General features: G+C 34.6%; 14 protein-coding genes. 6 read left to right on the forward strand and 8 right to left on the reverse strand.

Annotated features, from left to right (window positions below; all coding sequences use genetic code 11):
* Positions 1-257: 257 nt before the first annotated feature.
* The 4 genes from QO182_RS05135 to QO182_RS05150 form a co-directional block, all read right to left on the reverse strand.
* On the reverse strand, positions 258-1,724 hold the full coding sequence (locus QO182_RS05135; RefSeq protein WP_371535722.1) for a glycoside hydrolase family 130 protein: 1,467 nt from the start codon (positions 1,722-1,724) through the stop codon (positions 258-260).
* Between the two features lie 656 nt (positions 1,725-2,380).
* Entirely contained in the window at positions 2,381-2,932 is a 552-nt protein-coding gene (locus tag QO182_RS05140) for a hypothetical protein (protein ID WP_371560285.1), read from the reverse strand.
* Positions 2,933-3,045: 113 nt separating this feature from the next.
* Positions 3,046-3,543: a hypothetical protein gene (locus tag QO182_RS05145; protein WP_371560287.1), complete on the reverse strand. Its 498-nt coding sequence runs from the start codon at positions 3,541-3,543 to the stop codon at positions 3,046-3,048.
* Complete coding sequence (locus QO182_RS05150) at positions 3,536-4,513, reverse strand: hypothetical protein (RefSeq protein WP_371560289.1); 978 nt, start codon at positions 4,511-4,513, stop codon at positions 3,536-3,538. Before QO182_RS05150 ends, QO182_RS05145 begins: the two co-directional genes overlap by 8 nt.
* Before the next feature lie 440 nt (positions 4,514-4,953).
* Between QO182_RS05150 and QO182_RS05155 the strand changes: the two genes are divergently transcribed.
* From QO182_RS05155 to serB, 4 genes are all read left to right on the forward strand, one after another.
* The gene (locus tag QO182_RS05155) at positions 4,954-6,279 is read left to right on the forward strand and encodes a trigger factor (RefSeq protein WP_371560291.1); all 1,326 of its coding nucleotides are present in this window, start codon (positions 4,954-4,956) and stop codon (positions 6,277-6,279) included.
* A 310-nt stretch (positions 6,280-6,589) separates the two neighbouring features.
* A complete protein-coding gene (gene clpP / locus QO182_RS05160) occupies positions 6,590-7,264 on the forward strand; it encodes an ATP-dependent Clp endopeptidase proteolytic subunit ClpP (protein ID WP_371535728.1) in 675 nt (224 codons plus the stop codon).
* 87 nt (positions 7,265-7,351) lie between these two features.
* Positions 7,352-8,584: an ATP-dependent Clp protease ATP-binding subunit ClpX gene (gene clpX / locus QO182_RS05165; protein ID WP_371535730.1), complete on the forward strand. Its 1,233-nt coding sequence runs from the start codon at positions 7,352-7,354 to the stop codon at positions 8,582-8,584.
* 162 nt (positions 8,585-8,746) lie between these two features.
* A complete protein-coding gene (gene serB, locus QO182_RS05170) occupies positions 8,747-9,982 on the forward strand; it encodes a phosphoserine phosphatase SerB (protein ID WP_371535731.1) in 1,236 nt (411 codons plus the stop codon).
* 231 nt (positions 9,983-10,213) lie between these two features.
* Here serB and uraA read toward each other — a convergent pair whose 3' ends face one another.
* Together uraA and QO182_RS05180 are read right to left on the reverse strand one after the other, a co-directional pair.
* Positions 10,214-11,503 (reverse strand): uracil permease, encoded by a 1,290-nt coding sequence (gene uraA / locus QO182_RS05175; RefSeq protein ID WP_371535733.1) that lies wholly within the window; start codon positions 11,501-11,503, stop codon positions 10,214-10,216.
* Between the two features lie 439 nt (positions 11,504-11,942).
* Positions 11,943-13,469 (reverse strand): GH3 auxin-responsive promoter family protein, encoded by a 1,527-nt coding sequence (locus QO182_RS05180; protein ID WP_371560293.1) that lies wholly within the window; start codon positions 13,467-13,469, stop codon positions 11,943-11,945.
* Between the two features lie 201 nt (positions 13,470-13,670).
* Between QO182_RS05180 and QO182_RS05185 the strand changes: the two genes are divergently transcribed.
* A complete protein-coding gene (locus tag QO182_RS05185; RefSeq protein WP_371535736.1) occupies positions 13,671-14,465 on the forward strand; it encodes a DUF2797 domain-containing protein in 795 nt (264 codons plus the stop codon).
* A gap of 332 nt (positions 14,466-14,797) precedes the next feature.
* Here QO182_RS05185 and QO182_RS05190 read toward each other — a convergent pair whose 3' ends face one another.
* Both QO182_RS05190 and sppA read right to left on the reverse strand, forming a co-directional pair.
* A complete protein-coding gene (locus QO182_RS05190) occupies positions 14,798-17,437 on the reverse strand; it encodes an AsmA-like C-terminal region-containing protein (protein WP_371560295.1) in 2,640 nt (879 codons plus the stop codon).
* 290 nt (positions 17,438-17,727) lie between these two features.
* A complete protein-coding gene (sppA, locus tag QO182_RS05195) occupies positions 17,728-19,488 on the reverse strand; it encodes a signal peptide peptidase SppA (RefSeq protein ID WP_371560297.1) in 1,761 nt (586 codons plus the stop codon).
* A 136-nt stretch (positions 19,489-19,624) separates the two neighbouring features.
* On the opposite strand from sppA, the gene folK reads away from it, so the two are divergent.
* Positions 19,625-20,761 (forward strand): 2-amino-4-hydroxy-6-hydroxymethyldihydropteridine diphosphokinase, encoded by a 1,137-nt coding sequence (gene folK, locus QO182_RS05200; RefSeq protein WP_371560299.1) that lies wholly within the window; start codon positions 19,625-19,627, stop codon positions 20,759-20,761.

Here is a 20,761-nt window from a genome sequence, read left to right on the forward strand (position 1 = left end):
TACGAAATTTTCTACAAATAAAACACGTAATACACTGAAAATCAGTAAAATAAACCCTTAACTTAATGACATTGCGCTCGCGCTAGCGGGGGGGTACTGATGGAACTAAGAAGACAGGTTGAGGAAGTAAAGGATAGGCTTTCTTAAATAGATTTCGGTGAGTGAATTTAACTTATTCTAATTATTTATTGCAAGGGTACGTTCCGAGGGCAACTCTATTCAATGAAATACCCACAAAATAGCAAAGCGTACAACCATCATTTACTTTTCTTCAATGCATCCAATAATTCTACCATATCCACGACCCCATACGTAGAGGAGTAGTCTGATACGGCATAAGGCAATATAAGGCTGTTGTTGTGAATAAGCGAGCCGCAAGAATACACTACATTAGGTACGTAACCTTCGCGCTCATGTTCTCGTGGTGAAAGCAAGGGTTCTTTTAGTTTGCCAATTTCCTTAGAAGGATCATCAAGATCAAATAGAGAAGCACCCAAGCAATATTGTCTCATAGTCCCTACACCGTGGGTAACGACTAACCAGCCTTCTTCGGTCCAAAGCGGTGATCCACAGTTTCCAATTTGTGTAAATTCCCATGGGTATCGCGGTTCCTGAAGCATAACGGGCTTGTCCCATTGCGTCGCTGTATCGGAATACATAAGATAATTATTGACCCCATCAATTCTAGAAAGCATGGCGTATTTGCCCTTAATTTTTCTAGGGAATAATGCCAGGTTTTTATTTTGAGCGCCTGCTCCATACAAAGGCATGACACTGAACGTATAAAAATCTTCAGTAGAAATCATTTTTGGAAGAATGGTATGACCATTATAAGCGGTATAAGTTCCAATTATTCTTTCTGATTCGTGATCATCAAAAAAGCGCACAAAACGGGCATCCTCAATACCACGACTTTCAGAAGCGGATATTGGAAAGATGACACGTTCGGAGATGTCAGAATCGTGTTTGAATTCTATATCATAAAATGAATCCGCCAACCAGATCATTTCTTCGAGTGCAATTCTCATGTCCTGGCTTATTGATTGATCGCTTAAGCCTTTATCAATGAGGTCTTTTAATGCTTGATATTCAAATTCCTGAGGCAGTTCTTGCATAATATTAGTCGAGTATTTGTCTTGAGTATGCATCTCTGTCAATTTTATAACAAATCGGTCTTTGTTATATAATTGTTCCCGCACAATCTGTGCTTGGTCAATGTTATTACCAATTTTCATAACTCGAAGATCGTTATTTATATCAAGGATTCCCCTTCTAAAAACGATTGATGAGATATGGCCTTCTCCGGTGGCACGGAAAGAAATAACCACACGTTTCTCTCCATTTTTGAGGTTTGACTGATCAAAATCTTCAACAATGGAAGGGTTGAAAATAGCTGCTGATTCGATAGCATATTCCATGGTACAGTAAGAGCCAATGAGCATTTTTCGTTCATGTGACATGCCGTCATAATTGATTTGCATCCCTTCAATAACTACTCTGATGTTTTCACAATGTTTATAAAATATGCTTGAAATATTTCGATGCCGTCTGGCAAACTGACGGAGTGTTTGTTCTAAGGTGTGTCTGACTTGTTTTTCATCCAAAGCCATTACGTTACTCACCATTTTTTGGGTCCGTAAATCACCGCTCATAAAATAACGGGCGACAATTCTAGTTGAATCAGGGATGAATTTTACATTTTTTCGAATAACAGAAACTCGCATGGATTTATTTTTAGATTATAATAAAATAAGAGCGCTTTTTTATACAACGATAAAAAGGCGTTAGATTATAGATAGTTCTTATTTTAGATCAATTTAAAAGAGAACTATTTGTTCGAAAAGAATTCATAATTATTTTCTTTCTCCAATGTCTTCTCTCTCTAGACCGGCTTAAATGATTATTGACGCATAAGCCTTGCGGTTGATAAGGAAGGTTATGTCATTTAATTTCAAGGGCCACAAAAAATGTTGTTCTAAAATCATTTATTGATATTTTACGTATCAATATAGTAGGAGTTAATTTGGCAAGCGGTTGATTTTTAAAGTCTTAGCTAAATTACAAAAAAAAACACTTAAAATGAGTGTAAAAATTATTTAGTTGTAACTATTTAGCCTGTTTGGAAAAAACATAGTTATGAACATTTTTTTTAAAACAGCTTTATTGTAAATACATCAAGCCAACCAACCGTAGTTATTGTTATGAAATAGGCATCATCAGTAGTGGTGGCTTTATATTTTGTTGCCGTTTTTAATTTAAAATTAAATAAAAAAGTTGTAAACTTTTTTAAGTCTGTAACTTTTTACCGTATTTGCTTCTCTTTGTGGGCACAGGTGAATACCTGCGCTAACGTTTGCGCGTATCAGAGCGATAGGGTTTTTTAGGTTTTAAACTTATAGTATTTAGTTTTAATAATAGGTTTGTATGAATATTTGTTCGTTTTTATTTCGGTCACTTTTATTCCTAATAATCTGTTTATTTTCTTTTTTTCTAATTCGTTTTTAGTGTCTTGAGTAATTTTAATATATCCTTTAGTAATACACCATTCTATGTATTCAGGATTTGCTCCGATGACGTGTACTTGGTTAAATTTTTCTAAAGTTTCTGCTATTCCAATCCATTTAATTTCAAAAAACTTATTGAAATAGATTTCTAGTTGCTGGGAAATATTTCCTAAATAAAATAAATTATCTGCACCAGCAGTCTTATGCTCGTCAAAAGTATTATCAGGGAAAATTATTATTTCATCTTCTGTAATTACAAGTTCGTCAATAAATTCAAATTCTTTAGACTTTGGAACATTGGTATCATTAAGAGATTTTTTTAAATATTTTTTGAGCAACGTACTATTTATTTTTTCTGTACCTGAATAGACTTCTAATAAAGTTAGATTCTTGTATTGGCCAAATCCGAAATGTTCGTCAATATTCATAATTATTTATTTTTTAGGTTGCGCGAGCGTTACAGGTTTTGTCAACAGGTGCTGAAAGTCAGTAGGCTTTGAGCAGCAGGATGCTCAAGGCAGCAGGTGCGGCTGGGGTCAACTTATTTCTGCATTTTTAAAATTAAACCTAACACATAATAGCATCTTAAAAAAGTAGTTAATATAATTATAAGTCCTGTTATGTTTAAGAAGAACATGTAGGGAGATTCTTCTTTAGGTAAAATTAATTTTGAAAAATAAATAAGAAAAGATATTATAATTAATGAAATAACACCTTTTTGTAAAATTTCTATAGCCCTTTTGTAGAGGTTGCTTGCTAAGAAAATTTTAAAAGGGTTTGAATCATTTTTCAATTCTTCATTAGAAAGTATTTGAGAACTTTTGAAAGAAATTAAAATTGTAATTAAAGTTAGAATGAAACCAGAAATTGTTAGGCCAATAGCACCTATGTCAGATGCAAAATCAAAATTAAATTCACCAGAAGGTAATTTTATTAATTTACGCTCATTTAATATATAAAGAGATAATATTATTAAAATAGATAAACTATAATCATATAGTATCGGTTTATCATAGTATTTGTCTAAAATCTTAGCCATTATATTCTTTTAAATAATCATTAAATTGCAATGAAACTTTTTCAAATAGTTCTTTAGTGTCAAGGTTGCCAGATGTTTTTAACGAACATTCGGCTTCTATTTCTACTTTTCCTTTTAATAAATTAAAAACGTCTTCAGTACCATCTTCTCTCTCAAATTCCAGCGTGAAGTCGTCAATTTCTTCTGCAATTTTGTTGTCTTTTTGAATTGCCGAAAGTACATTTTTAACAAATGCTAAAGCCTTAAGGTTTTTTTTACTTACTTCTTTTGAATTTTTCCCACGATCTCTAAAAAACGCGTCTATTTTTATAGATCTAGGCTCAATTGTATTTGCCAGCATATTCATATTGCCTATAAATGCTCCTTTGACTTCATCTGTAAGATAATTAAGTCTGCTCGGCTTAGCTTTAATTTCAAATTTTAACACATCACTTATAGAATCCAAGACATCATTTATAGGCATCTTCATGTGTATTGATGCTTTACAAGATTTCGATATGCGTAGCATCTTATGTGAAGATATTTGTCTAAAATAGTATTCGATGTCATTAACTCTAGGTCCATTGGAATTAAATTCACAACAGACAACGGGAAATTTTCCGTTTACGTTAATATAAAAATTAGTTATTTCAGCGATGTCATGTGAATCTAATTTATTGAATTCAGCTATAGAATAATTTGATTTGTTGACAAGAGTCGGTATTTTCCCGGCTCTAATGAGGGCGATCCTGCATTTATATATTTTTTCATTATGACTGTACGCAGCAGATGCTACAAATAAATTTCTTGGTAACTCATCTTTTCTATCTTCGTGCCTATCTAAGACAATTGCTTGTCCATTTTGAGTTCTCTCATCGTTAATTCTTTGAAGGCATTCAACTATTATTGATTTTGATGATTTAGCTGTTCCATTATATGGCGTAAATGTTAAGTCAAATAGGTGGAATTTTATTAAGGTTTTATTTGTCATATGATTTTTTTTTGAGTTTGTCACTTAACTAATACATATATGTGACAAAACCATACAAAGCCACACAATTCAACATAGATATGTATGACAGCTGTATTATCTTTATAATTCAAATATATACTAATTATCTGATAAATTCTTGAAGAAGTTTCTTTTGATGACTACTTGGTCTCGCGTGAAGGATGGCAGTGGAGCTCTTTATTGTTTTGTCCCGCAGGGCAAAGCAATAAAAGCGGGAACGAACAGCCTGACCCGCAGCGGCGAGGAGGAACGACGAAGCAAGCGGAAGGGGCACGCCCAAAACAAGCAAAAGCCATTGATTTTTAGACTTAGAATGGGTTGCAATTCAACGGTGAAGGTTCGGGATTAAAAAGCTTGGATGGCTTCGAAAAATTTTATAATTTTGCACTCTGAATTTATAATGTAAAGTAAAGAAGAAGATGGATATCAAAAGAGTAGCAATAGACGCTGTAAACGAGACGATTGTAATAACAGTGGTTCACATGGATTACAAAGGTCAAGTAGCAAAAAGAATAAACGAAAAAATGCCTTTGGCAACCGTTAAAGGATTTAGAAAAGGCGCTGTGCCTAAAGATCTTGTTGAAAAACAATACGGTAAAGCAATAAAAGTAGAAGAAGTTACTAAAGTGGTTGATTTAGCTTTAGAGCGTTTTTTACAAGGTGAAAGATTAAACCTTCTAGGGACTCCGCTTCCTAAAGTAAACGAAGATTTTTCTTGGGATGCTGAAGAATTGGTTTTTGAGTACGAAATAGGGTTAGTTCCTGATTTTACTTTAGACTTAGAGGCTAAAAACGACATCGTAAAATATGTAGTTTCTGCTGATGCTAAATTAATCGACGGTCAAGTTGAGCGTATCCAAAAACAATTTGGTACTGCAGTTCCTCAAGAAGTAGTTGTAGCAGGTTCTGATTTAACTGGAACTTTCTTAAACGAAGAAAAAGGAATTAATAGTGGAACTACTATTTCTTTGGATGTTTTCAAAGACAAAGCAACTGCTGATAAATTCATCGGTAAAAAAGTAGGTGACGTTGTTACTGTAAATACTAACGGTTTATTTGAAGACGCACATCAATTGATGGACGTGATGAAAGTAAGTCATGATGACGTTCACACACTTGCTGTGGATGTAGATTTTACAATCGAAGCGATCAACACAACTGAATTAGCTGAATTAAACCAAGAGTTGTTTGACAAACTTTTTGGAGAAGGAGCAGTAGCTTCTCTTGACGAATTGAAAGCGAAGATCAAAGAAGATGCTGAGACGCAATTTGCTACTCAAGCGGACCAAAAATTATTAGGAGATGTTACTGAGTTTTTAATCGAAAGCACAAAATTTGATTTACCTGCAGAATTTCTTAAAAAATGGTTGCAAACTGTAGGAGAGAAAAAATTGTCTCCTGAAGAAGCTGAAGTTGAATATGCACGTTCTGAAAAAGGATTGCGTTTTCAATTGATCGAAGGTAGAGCAATGGCTCAATCTGACATCAAAATCACTTTTGAAGACTTGAAAACATTCACTACAAAAAATATCCGTCAACAAATGGCGCAATACGGACAAGCAAATCCTACGGACGAAGAAGTTCAAGGAATTGTTGCGAGAGTATTGTCTAACCAAGACGAAGTAAAAAGACTTTCTGATCAAGTTGTAGCAGAAAAATTGTTAGAATTGTTTAAAGAAAAAGCAAATCCAACAACTAAAGAAGTTACTTACGATGAATTTATTGCTGCGTCTTACGGAGAATAATTTCTAAAAAATTAAGTATATTTGAGCGTCAAAGGAAAATTCTTTTTGGCGCTCTTTTGTTTTAATTAATTTTAGGAGCTAATCCAGTTATGCGTTACAAGTTTTTTCTTCCGCTTTAGTTTTTAAAACTCTTGCAAGAGCTTCCTTTGGTCGCTTTACAAGAATAAAAAAACTAAAAACCGGAATTCAAAAAGCTTTTCACTACTACCTGGGCTAAAAATAAGACAGTTTGACATCATTTATAAAGAGGTATGACCTTTGCATTAAAAAAGGCTACTAGATATAACGTAAAACTTAGAACAAATAAAATATGAACTACGGTAAAGAATTTAAAAAGTTTGCTACAAAGGATCACGGGGTAAATGCAATGTATTACGATAAAATCGTTGCGGCAATGAACCCAACTAATATGACTCCTTATATTATTGAAGAACGCCAGTTGAACATCTCTCAATTAGATGTTTTTTCGAGACTGATGATGGACAGAATTATCTTCCTAGGAACAGGAATTGATGACCAAATTGCAAATATCGTTCAAGCACAATTACTATTCTTAGAAAGCGCAGATGCTTCTAAGGACATTCAAATTTATTTGAATTCTCCTGGAGGAAGTGTTTATGCAGGGTTAGGGATTTATGACACGATGCAATACATCAAGCCAGACGTTGCTACAATTTGTACAGGAATGGCAGCTTCTATGGGAGCGGTATTATTATGTGCAGGTGCCGAAGGGAAACGTTCCGCATTACCACATTCAAGAGTAATGATTCACCAACCATCTGGAGGAGCACAAGGTGTTGCTACTGATATGGAAATCAACTTGCGTGAAATGTTGAAACTGAAAGACGAGTTGTATAAAATTATCTCTCAACATTCAGGACAAACATTTGAAAAAGTACATAACGATAGCGAACGTGACTACTGGATGATTGCTGATGAAGCAAAAGAATACGGAATGATTGATGAAGTTTTAAGAAGAGGATAAGAAAAATAGTTACAAGTTTAAGGTTTAAGGTTTAAGGTTGTCATGGTAACTTTAAACTTTAAACGTTTAAACTTTAAACAAATAAAGATGGCGAAAGAAAAATTAGAATGCTCATTTTGCGGAAGAAAAAAACCAGACACCAATTTATTGATTGCTGGAATTGATGCGCACATATGCGATAAATGTATTGAGCAGGCACATGGAATTGTTTTAGAAGAATTGAAATCAAGTGGAAGTTCAAAATTAGTTGGGGATCTTATTTTAAAGAAACCAAAAGAAATTAGAGCGTTCTTAGATCAATATGTAATCGGACAAGATCAAACTAAAAAAGTAATGTCAGTTGCAGTTTACAATCACTACAAACGTTTAATGCAACAGCAACTAGACGATGAGGTAGAGATTGAAAAAAGCAACATCATCATGGTGGGACAAACCGGAACAGGAAAAACATTAGTAGCTAAAACCATTGCTAAAATGCTTGATGTTCCTTTAGCAATTGTGGATGCAACTGTATTGACAGAAGCGGGTTATGTAGGGGAAGACGTAGAGAGTATTTTGACACGTTTGCTTCAAGCAGCTGATTATGATGTTGCCAAAGCAGAACGTGGAATCGTTTTTATTGATGAAATAGACAAAATCGCCCGTAAGAGCGACAACCCGTCTATTACCCGTGATGTTTCTGGAGAAGGAGTGCAACAAGCATTATTGAAACTATTAGAAGGAACGGTTGTTAATGTACCACCTAAAGGAGGACGTAAGCACCCAGACCAAAAATTTGTGGAAGTTAATACTCAAAACATCTTGTTTATAGCCGGTGGTGCTTTTGACGGAATCGAAAGAATTATTTCTAAAAGATTGAATCGTCAGGCAGTAGGGTATTCTACATCAAAAAATGTGGATAATATTGACAAAGAGAATTTATTGCAATACATCATTCCTAAAGACATCAAAGATTTTGGATTGATTCCAGAGATTATTGGTCGTTTGCCGGTATTGACTCATATGGATCCTTTAGACAGAGAAACCCTTCGTGCGATTTTGACGCAACCTAAAAATGCGTTAATCAAACAATATCAAAAGTTGTTTTTAATGGATGAGGTTGAATTTTCAATCACAGACGAAGCATTAGATTTTATTGTTGATAAAGCATTAGAATATAAATTAGGAGCTCGTGGATTGCGTTCATTATGTGAGGCAGTCTTAACGGATGCTATGTATGAATTACCAAGTTCTGATACTAAAGTATTAGAAATTGATAAGGACTATGCAATAGAAACTCTAAATAAGAATTTATTGAAGCGATTAGAAATAGCATCATAGAAATTGCGTTTTTCTCAAAAACAATAGCCCGTTCATTCAATTGAGCGGGTTTTTTTGTGGGTAATTTGAACTATTTGTTATTGTTTGAAAAAAGCAAGGCGATTCTTTTTTATAAACAAATAGATTGCCGATTTTTGTTGCTTCTAAATCAATAAGGATCAAATGGCAACAGAAGACAAAGAGATTATTTTATTAAAAGTTTCTGGACAGGATAAACCAGGTGTTACAGCTGGCTTAACGGCAGTGTTAGCTACCTATAATGCGATTGTTCTAGACATCGGACAGGCAGATATTCACGAAACACTGTCTTTGGGGATTTTGTTCGAAATTGAAGCGGGTTCTACTTCTGCTCCCGTCTTAAAAGACTTGTTGTTTAAGGGATATGAATTAGGGATTAAGGTTAAATTTGTTCCCATTTCTATTGATGATTACGAGAGTTGGGTAAAAACGCAGTCCAAACAACGGTATATCATTAACATTCTAGGAGAAACATTAGCTGCTAAGCAAATAGCTGCAGTGACTAAAATAATGTCCGACCAGCATTTGAATATTGATTCAATAAAAAGATTAACCAGTAGAGCCTCTATTCTTGTTAAAGAAGAATATCCTCGTTCTTGTGTGCAGTTATCTGTGTCAGGTATTATGGAAAACAAGACTTTAATGACGGCCAGTTTTATGGAAATTTCCAGGTCTATGGATGTGGATATTTCTTTTCAAGAGGACAATATGTTTAGAAGAAACAGACGTTTAGTTTGCTTTGATATGGACTCGACTCTAATCCAAACAGAGGTTATTGATGAATTAGCTGATTTAGCGGGTGTAGGAGAGCAGGTAAGAGCCATCACAGAAGCGGCGATGAATGGCGAAATTGATTTTAAAGAAAGCTTTAAACAACGCATGGCTTTGTTAGAAGGTTTAAGCGAAGAAGTACTGCAAGGTGTGGCCGAAAATTTGCCCATTACAAAAGGAGCACACCGCTTGATGAAAGCCTTAAAATATTACGGTTATAAAACGGCTATTTTATCAGGAGGGTTTACCTTCTTTGGTAAATACCTGCAAAAAGAATTGGGAATTGACTACGTTCATGCTAATGAATTGGAAATTATAGATGGTAAATTGACAGGTAAGTATCTGGGCGAAATAGTAGATGGCGCAAAGAAAGCCGAATACTTGAGAGCAATCGCTGAAAAAGAAGGCATCCACATCAACCAAACAATTGCTGTAGGGGATGGAGCAAACGATTTACCGATGTTGAATTTAGCCGGTTTAGGAATTGCTTTTCATGCAAAGTTGACCGTAAAAGAAAGCGCAGAAAGTTCTATTTCTAGCTTAGGCTTAGACGGTGTTTTATACTTATTAGGATACCATGACAGACATATTGATATGATGGAGATGTAAATAATAGGTAGCATTCTAATGGTAATAAGTGTGTTGATCGTGCAAAAGGAATATCAAAATAAAATGTACTGAAGCAATCATAACTACATAGTTTTACAAACAGAAAATCACTCGACTTGAGTGGTTTTCTTGTTTTTAGTTTTGTATTTCTTGGCGTACATTACTTGTACGAGAGGCTATTAAACTAGCGAACTACATGGTTTTTTTTCTCGAAGAGAAAAAAGCAATTCATTAAGCCTCTTCATTCATTAGACCAAGCTTATCTAGTAGCCAGAAGATTAATGACAACAGCACACCAACAATGGCTGCAAAAGCCATCCCTTTAAGCTGAACAGTTCCAAGTGTTATTCTGGCGCCACTGACACCTACAATAAATGTAATAGCACCCAATACCATATTTCTACTTTTGCTAAAGTCGACTTTTTGCTCTACAAACATTCTGAAACCCTGTACTGCAATTACGCCATACAGCAACATAGTGATTCCGCCCATTACTGGAATTGGAATGGAGGATATGGCCGCAGAAATTTTTCCGACAACCGAAAAAGCAATTGCTAAAAGAGCCGCCCCGCGAATAACCCAAACAGAATACACGCCAGTGATCGCCATTACACCTATGTTTTCACCATAAGTAGTATTGGGCGGCGAACCAGCCATACCAGATAAAATATTACTGATTCCATCACCGAGTAACGAGCGGTGTAGTCCTGGGTTTTCCATTAAATCAGTATTAGTGATTTTTCCAGTGACTATCAAATGACTAATGTGTTCGGCTAAAACCACAATACACGCGGGAGCAATAATAATGATTGCATTTATATCATAAACCGGAGCCTGAAATGTAGGTAGGGCAAACCAAGCTGCATCACTGATTTTGGTGGTATCCACAACTCCCATGAAGAGAGCAAGAAAATAGCCTGCGACCACGGCAAAGAGAATTGGAATCACCTGCATAAATCCTCTGAACAATACAGTTCCTATAATCCCAATACCCAAAGTAAACATCGAAACCAGTATCACAGTACTGTCAGATACAAAAGGAGCAACAACGCTGCCTACATCTGTAGGCCAAGGGGCAAGTCCTGCTTGTTGTGCTGCAACGGGAGCTAATTCCAAACCAATGATTGCAACGACTGCGCCCATTACTGCTGGTGGCATTACTACATCAATCCATTTTATTCCCCATTTTTTCACAACAAAGGAGATTGCAACAAAAAACAATCCGAAAAATATAAATCCAGATTGAGCATGCCCAAAACCACCATAGCTACTAATGATCAGTGAAGCGGGTGCGATAAAGGCAAAACTGGATCCTAAATAAGCGGGAATGCCACCTTTGGTTACCCAAGTATAAATTAAAGTCCCAATTCCGTTCATCAATAGGGCAATAGCGGGGTCGACACCCAATAAAATAGGAACTAATATTGTTGCGCCAAACATGGCGGTAAGATGCTGAAAACTGAGAGGTATGCTTTCCAGTATAGAAGGTTTTTCGTGAATACCAATAATTTTTTTGGCCATTGCTATAGTATTTAAAAGATAAGATTTTAGAGTTCTTCTGCTTCGAGAAATCTTTTCAACGGGATATTAAAGTTGCAAACTTAGTCTATTTTTTACTTTTTTACGATTGCATGAAAATGAAGAATAGCAGATCGATTTAGTTTGTCAGTTTGGCGTATTTGTCAGTGTTTGTTTTTGAATATTTTCTTCATAAAAAGAGGTTGTAAAATGAAAAATTCCCGTGTCATTTTATAACGACACGGGAATTCTTTGTTTATGCTATTTTTAGTTTGTGTTATTATCCGACATCTTTAATCGATACGCTCTTTTCAGGCTGCACCCATTCTAATTGTTGTGAATTCTTGCAAATTCCGCGTGCTCCACAACCCATGCGGTGCGGTCCGCAGGAACTGAGGAGAAGTAGTGCTGTTAAGATGTAAAATAATTTTCTCATCATTCTTTAGCATAATATTTTAACCTGCATCTCTTTCAATTTTTCTAAATAATCTCTTTGATTGGATAATCTCGGAATTTTATGTTGGCCGCCTAGTTTGTCCCGACCTTTCAGCCAGTCGTAAAACAAATTCTTGCGAGCTACATTAATAATTAACGGATTTAAAGTCATGTTATTGAGACGTTTGGCCTCGTAATCAGAATTTAAGTTTTGTAATGTTTCGTCTAATATATTTCGGAAAGTGTCAATGCATTTTGGAGTTTCTTTAAATTCAATCATCCATTCATGTGCTCCTTTTTCTTTGTCAATCATGAAAACTGGGGCAACGGTATAATCTACGACTTCGTTCTGGGTCATTTTACAAGCTTTGGCAATAGCCATATCTGTATTTTCGACCATTAATTCTTCTCCAAACACGTTGATGTGGTGCTTCGTTCTTCCTGTTACTCGAATGCGGTAGGGACTTAAAGAAGTGAAACGAACGGTGTCGCCAATCAGATAGCGCCATAAACCAGAATTAGTCGTGATGACGATTGCGTAATTTTTAAAAATATCTACATCAGCTAAACGGATAGCTTTTTGATCTGGTGTTCCAAAAGTATCCATTGGGATAAACTCATAAAAGATACCGTAATCGAGCATTAACAATAAATCACTGGAATTATTTAAATCCTGAATGGCAAAAAATCCTTCGGAAGCATTGTATATTTCGTAATATTTAAAATCTTTTTTAGGGAGTATTTTTCTATATTGTTCGCGGTAAGGTTCAAAATTCACACCGCCATGGAAATAGACTTCCAGGTTAGGCCAAATTTCAAGTAAATTTCCTTTTCCGGTTTCCTCGAGCATTTTATTCATTAAAACGAGCATCCAGGAAGGAACACCAGCAAAACTGGTTACATTTTCTTTTTTAGTTTCATTAATAATAGCGGCAATTTTTGATTCCCAATCACTCATAAGTGAAATCTTATTGCTTGGTGTGCTACTAAATTCAGCCCAAATAGGCATGTTCTCAATCAGAATAGCAGATAAATCTCCAAAGAAGGAATTGTTGTCCTCATATATTTGAGAGCTACCTCCTAAGCGAAGACTTTTCCCCGTAAAGAGTTCGGAGTTTTCATTATTGTTCAAATACATGCACAACAAATCTTTGCTTCCTTTATAATGACAATCTTCTAAGGCCTCCGGGCTTACTGGAATAAATTTGCTTTTGGCATTAGTCGTTCCGCTTGATTTTGCAAACCATTTTATAGGAGTTTCCCAAAACAGATTTTGTTCACCGCCACGGGTGCGTTCGATCAAGGGTTGGAATTCTTCGTACGTACTAATCGGAATCCTTTCGGCAAAAGTAGCATAGGAATTTATGGAAGCATAGTCATACCCCTTACCTAGTTCCGTATTTTTTGCAGATTGAATTAAATTCATAAGCAACTCATTCTGAACCTCATTAGGGTATTTCAGAAAAAGTTCGATCTGATGGATTCGTTGTTTTAGAACCCATGAGGCAAATGAATTTATTAATTGAATTGGCATTTTTAAAGGTTGAGTTTTAGGATTGGCTTTTTAGAATTTGCATTTGAATATCAAATAACAAATACTAACTTTACAACATTATCAAAAATAGTAAAAATTTATAGAATTCCTAGCGATTGCCCATCATTTCGGGCTATGAAATAGGCAGTTCTAAGAAAAACTATCTATAAAAGATAAAATTTATAATCCACAATCAAACCTATGCAATACGAAGGAGTACTTACTAAAATGCAAACTGAATTTGGGAACCCAATTCAATATTATTTAGTTTTTGAAGATAGTTTTCTAAATGTGAATCAATTATTGGATAAAAACCTTGAAATTAATTTTGTAGGCTATCAATGTTTGAATTGTAAAAAGAAGAAAAAGATATTCCGTCAGGGATTTTGTTACGACTGTTTTTATTCAAGTGCGGCAGTGGGGGATTGGATTATGAAACCGGAGTTGAGTACTGCTCATCTAGGAATTCAAGATAGAGATTTAGCTTATGAGGAAAAAGTGCAGCTGCAGCCTCATATTGTGTATTTAGCCCTGTCAAGCGAAGTGAAAGTAGGGGTGACTAGAAAAACGCAAATGCCTACGCGATGGATTGATCAAGGAGCAAATGAAGCCATTTCTATTGTAGAAGTGCCTAATCGTTATTTAGCCGGAATTACTGAGGTAGCGCTAAAAAATCACTATGCTGATAAAACCAACTGGCGTAAGATGCTAACTAATAATGTCGAACATGTTGATTTAGTAGCCGAAAGATTAAAATTGGAAAACCTTATTCCTGATGAGGCCAAAGAGTATTTCTTTTTGAATAAAAACGACTTGTACGAGATGCATTATCCTGTTCTTGAATACCCAACGAAAGTAAAAAGCTTGAGTCTAGAAAAAACCCCAAGTTTTCAAGGGAAGCTAACTGGAATTAAAGGACAGTACTTAATTTTTGAGGACGAAACAGTATTTAATGTTCGCAGTTCTGAGGGGTATGTAGTCCAGATTGCAGTATGATAAAGTAGGCTTTGGCGTGACCTTATTGAAAAAATAAGAAAAATATTTTTTCAATAAGGTCGGGCTATATGCTATATCTTTTATTCCATTTCATTTCATAAAAGGATGCCGCTTTTATCCCTCACGCGAGACAAGAACTAGTTTTACTTTCCCAGTTTCAAAATGAGAGCCCGTACTTATTTATGAGAGTAGTATAGGTGCGATAGTAGGTGTCAGTTAAACGGGAGTAAAAAAGATAAAAATTAAACTGGCTTTTGATATAAATAAAAAGGAGTACTCACTACCAGTTTGTGAGTACTCCTTTTATATTTCACCGAAATAAACCTTGAAATTTATGGGGTGGTTGTGGGTTCTGCAGGTTTTGGTTCCGCAGCTTTCTTTTTCTTAAACAAACCATTGATTAAATCTGAGGCTTTAGCTTTTACCTCTTCCTTAGCCTGAGTTTTTGCTTCCTCTTTAGTAGTAGGAATCGCAGATGTTGCTGTTTTAGTAGTGTCAGCAGTTTTTTTATTTTTATTGATTAAATCAGTCAAAGCTGATGTGCCTTGTTTTACTAATCGCTCTTTTTGCTGTTGCACTAATTGATTCGTCAGATTAGTTACGGCAGTTTTAATATCAGTAGAGATTTTTGGATTAGTAAAATTTCCGGTCAAGGAAGCATTAATTGGAATGTTTTCTAATTTAGCTGCTTCTGCAGGAGTCAGTCTTGCAATCAATTCATTGGCTTCCGTCCCTAAATATTTAGCAGGCACATCAAATTTGATATTATAGTTCATACTTTGGTCAAATCCATGTGTTCCTCCAATAGTCGCTTTAATATCTTTGTAATTGATGTTAAAAGGTTTTACGCTTACCATACCATCCTTAAAAGTAACGGCTGCTTTCAGATTGTTTAAATTGATTTTACTTGCGTCGATGAATTTTAAATTAGAGCCTAACGCAGTCAATAAAGTGGAGTTGGTAGAATTTAGAGTTGTTGATAATAGTTGTCCTAATAAATCGCCAGTTAATGTTGTTAAATCAGGTTTCATCGCGGTGGCGTCAAGATTTCCGTTCAGTTTGATTGTTGAATTTAATTTCCCGTTTACAATTCCTGCTATTGGAGCTAATTTTTTCAATAAATCTAACTGCGTAAATGATTGTGCGATATCCACTTGTTTCAGCGAAAGATCCATGTTGAAAGTAGGTACTTTTTCTTTTGTAGAAACTGCTCCGTTCAAGCCAATGGTTCCATCAAAAATAGAGGTTTTTATGTTTTCCATTGTTAATTTCTGGTCCTTTACAATTAGTTTTCCAGACACGTCTTTCAATGTTAAGTTGTCATACAGTACCGTATTTGCTTTGGCGGTAAGCGAGGCGTTTAAAAAGGCAGGGATTTTCATCGCTTCTGTTTTCGTATCCGTTTTACCCGCTTCTGCTGTAGTCATAAAATCGCTAACGGCTAACTGATTTGAATTCAGATTGAAATTTCCTTTCAGTTCTTGGTTCTTAAAAATAAAGCCGTAAAAATTTTCTAAAATCCCAGTAACACTTAAATCACTCTTTCCTGTTGTAGCGTTAAATTGTTTTAAATTTACCTGACTTGGATTAAACTGAATCAGAGCGTTGCTGATGTTCATTGTTTTTCCGTTTTCGTCGGCATATTTAAAATCAGACAAACTCATGGTACCAGCATTATTGATTTTTTCATATTGGCTTTTCACCACAGATTGCATGTCAAACTTAGTAGTTACATCTGCTTTTAAAATTCCGGTTAACGGTTTTTCTAATTTTATAGGATAAGCTTTAGACACATTAGCTAAATTGATTGTTCCCTTTAAGACAGCATCAATAAGTGCATTTTCAGTGATGTTTCTAATGTTTGCTTTAGCATTAAAAACATCTTGGTCTATTCTAAAAGAGAGTTTGTCAAGATTGATGTAGGTATCGTTCAAAATACCTGTTTCATTTATAATTTTACTAGAAATTATTATATTTTGAATTGACTTTGGTAAATCAGGATATTGAACCGAAGCATTGTTGGAGGCAATATCGATATTGAATTTTGGTACCGTTGTATCACTATACAATCCTTTTGCAAAACCAGCCACGGTAAAATCACCTGTTGTTTTTACATTATCTAAATTGGCTGCATAAACAGCGGGGATAATTCCAAGGAAATTTTTAAAGGATGATGTAGGTGTTTTAAATTTTAAATCATATTCCTGACCGGCATCAACGAGTTGAATAAATCCATCAAATTCTAAAGGCAATTGATTGATTAATGCTTTGTTCTCTTTAAAAGTATATTTGCTTTTTGCTAAATCGATTCCTAAAACGGCATCTAATGTCAGGGGTACATTTTTCATATAGTTGACCTTATCCATGTCAAGGGTGATTTTTGCAGTTGATTTTGTAACCAAATCTAATTTTGATGCTGCAAAATCGCCAGTTCCTTCATGGTTTATACTGTCAATTACCATTTTTATTTTAGAACTTTCGTCAAAGTACTTGAACTTGAAATTCTCGATTTCATACTTTTTAATGTTTAATGTCAAAGGCTTACTCGCGGCATTGCTTTCTTCGCTTTTTAAAGCAATATCATAATTTCCTATTCCGTCTTTATTGAAGAGAATGTTTATCATACCATTTTTTGTGGCTATTCCTTGAATATCCATGGCTTCATCTTTTCCTTTAAAAAGTTCCTTAATAGACATCTTTAAATCTATTTCTCCTATTGACACAAGTGTATCACCTTCAAACGGGGCTTTATTGATAATGTTCAACTTGTATAAAGTAACATTCGCGTTGGGAAAATTTTTAAACAGACTTAAATCAGCATCTTCAAAACTAACTTTAGCATCTACTTTTTTGTTTATTGCCTCTGTGATTTTAGCTTTTATTTGATCTTTGAAAAAATAAGGAACTGCAAATAAGGTTACCGCAAGCAGAATGAGTATACTTCCGATTATTTTTAAAATTTTACTTAGCATATGTTTTTAGGTGTTTTATTGATAGCTTCGACAGCAAATATGTTGCCGTAATTTATTTACAAAAATAGCATTTTATGAATTAGTCATACTCTAAAGTTTTCATAAATAATGTTTTGCTTAATTTTCACTATAAAAAGATTAACGAATTCCTTGAAAATAATAATTTGGAAAAGCATAAAAAAATCCGTTTGAAAAGAGATCAAACGGATTTAATAGTAATTTATTAATCTAATTTTTATTGGACTAGATTAAATAGGTAAACGGTATAACTTTTAAAAGGTATCCGTACTTTATTGAATGTTTATTTCAAAAGGCATTGCCATTTGTACTCCTTTTTGAGATTTTATCTTTTTTATTTCTTGTAATATTTTATAGTTTTCTTCTCCTATTTCCTCTTTTATAAGGTTTGCTTTCGATTCTGAAAAAGGTAAATTAGCTAAAAGATCATTTAAATCTTTTTTGTATTCAGGATAGTTTTGTGTTTTGTAGGTTTTTATTTTTGCTAGAGTTGCTGCTTCGTGTATCGCATCGTTAAGACTTCCAATTTTATCAACAAGACCAAGCTTGATAGCTTCTGATCCTGCCCAAACTCTTCCTTGAGCAATTGAATCCACTTGTGCGAAAGTCATTTTTCGTCCTTCAGCAACATGAGTAACAAACGTTTTGTAGATGTGTTCTACACCTTCTAGAGTCACTGCTTTAAACTTATCGTCCAATGGTACAAACGGGCTATATTGTGCCGAATTTTCATGTGTAGTCACCTGCTGTGTGTGGATGCCAAGTTTAGTAGTTAACTGGCTGAAATTAGGTAATATTCCAAAAACACCAATAGAACCAGTAATAGTATTGTTTTGAGCAAAAATAGTATTGGCGTTACAAGCAATGTAATATCCACCTGAAGCGGCATAATTACCCATAGAAACAACTATAGGTTTTACTTTTTTAGTCAGTTCTATTTCTCTCCAAATTAGATCTGATGTAAGTGCACTTCCTCCAGGGCTGTCAATACGAAGTACAATAGCTTTTACATCTTTGTTTTTTCTAGCTTCCTGCAAAGAGCGGCGCATCGAACCTTCTCCTATGGTGTTGACATCTCCTTCTCCACTTTGAATTTCTCCTTGTGCATAGATAATAGCAATTTGATTTTCTGAATCTATACTTACGCCAGTAGTAGTCATCTTTTTTGTGTATTCAAAGATGCTGACTTTGTTGTAGTCTTCATCTTTTTTTACTTTTAATGCTTTTCTGATGGCGTCGTGGTACACATCTTCGTAGGCAATAATGTCTACTAGTTTTTGCTCTTTTGCCATTTCTGGAGTTCGAGCTAAAAGACCATTTGCAATTTCATTCAATTTTTCAACTGAGATATTTCTGCTTTTCGAAATGTCAGCTGTTACTGAATTCCAAACTGAATTTAATAGGGCCGTAACTTGTTCTCTATTGGCATCACTCATTTGATTCTCAAGGAAAGGTTCTACAGCGCTTTTGTATTTTCCGTGACGTATCACTTCCATTTTTACTCCAGTTTTTTCTTGAAAATCTTTGAAAAACATCAGTTCAGCAGATAATCCTTTAAAATCCATATCACCTACTGGGTTTATATAGATAGGACTTGCTACTGAGTTCAGGTAGTATTCTTTTTGAGTATAGGAATTGGCATAAGCCATTACAAACTTCCCTGACTTTTTAAAACTTTCTAACTCATCCCTCAAAGCTTTGCTTTGCGCCATTCCTAAAGAAGATTGGTTATTTAAGATAGATATACCTTTAATATCATCGTCTGTTTTAGCTTCTTCGATCGCTTTGATAACATCACTAAGTCCAACGCTTTTTTTATCTGCAAAAATAGTGATCCACGGATCTTCGTATTTTCCAGCATAGTCGTACTTTATATCTTCGAGGTTTAATTCGATTACAGAATTATTTTTAACTTTTATCGTTTCGGAGTCACCACCAAAGACTGCCCCGATAATTAGTATTCCAAAAAAGAACAGCATGAAAAAAATAAATAGACCAATAATGGTCGCCAATACATTTCCTAAAAACTTCATAATTATATTTTTATATATTCGTAGTAAAAAATGTGAATTGTTACAGATTTACATTTGCAAAAACTGAAATTACCACTTATACTTTGTGCAAATATATCGCTAATTCTAAAATTGTTTTAGTTAATTTGTGCCTAATATGAAATCACAACATCAAGTTATTTTATCTATCGGCAGTAATCAAGGGAATCGACTTGAAAACGTGAAGCAGTGTATAGAATTGATCCATCAGGAAATTGGTACGGTAATTAAAGTTTCCAAAATATATGAAACTCCCGCTTGGGGCTTTGATAGTGATGCCTTCTATAATTGTGCGTTAGTTTTACACACTTTTACTTCGGCCCATAAGATTCTTACTCAAGCCTTAAAGATTGAAAAGAAATTAGGACGTATTCGCAGTAATAAAAAAGGGTATCAATCTCGAATTATCGACATTGATCTAATTGCGTTTGATGAAGAAATAATTGATTCTGAGAAGTTGAAGATTCCTCATCCATTGATGCAAGATAGAAAATTTGTGTTGTTACCTATTCAAGATTTAAATTTGGATTGGAAGCATCCACTCTTGAAAAAGAACATATCAGAGTTATTAGAGGTTTCTTCAGATCAGAGTGTGTGTGGAACTATCGAAACAGTAGAAAGTCCGTTGCAAAATATTGCTTTAGAGCAATTTAATTATGTTGCTCTGGAAGGAAATATTGGAGCAGGGAAAACAACTTTAGCAACAAAAATTGCCGAAGACTTCAATGCAAAAACGGTGTTGGAGCGCTTTGCTGACAATCCTTTTCTGCCAAAGTTCTATAAAGATCAAAATAGATATGCTTTTCCGCTTGAGATGTCTTTTCTAGCCGACAGATATCAGCAATTATCAGATGATTTAGCGCAGTTTGATTTGTTTAAAGATTTTTTAGTTGCAGATTATCATATTTTTAAATCTTTAATTTTTGCTAAAATAACGTTAGCAGAAGATGAATACAGGCTGTATCGAAATCTTTTTGATATTGTGTACAGAGAAATGCCTAAACCAGATTTGTATATTTATTTGTACCAAAACTCAGAACGGCTTTTGCAGAACATAAAGAAAAGGGGCAGAAGCTACGAACAAAAAATCCCTGCTGATTATTTGGACAAGATCAATAGTGGCTATCTTGATTATATTAAATCGCAAACAGATTTGAATGTTTTAATTATTGATGTTTCCAACAAGGATTTCGTGAAAAACCAAGAAGATTATCTTTATATTTTAGAAGAAATCAGGAAGAAAATTGCAGGGTAG

This window comes from Flavobacterium sp. Arc2, from assembly GCF_041431385.1.
Taxonomy (GTDB): domain Bacteria; phylum Bacteroidota; class Bacteroidia; order Flavobacteriales; family Flavobacteriaceae; genus Flavobacterium.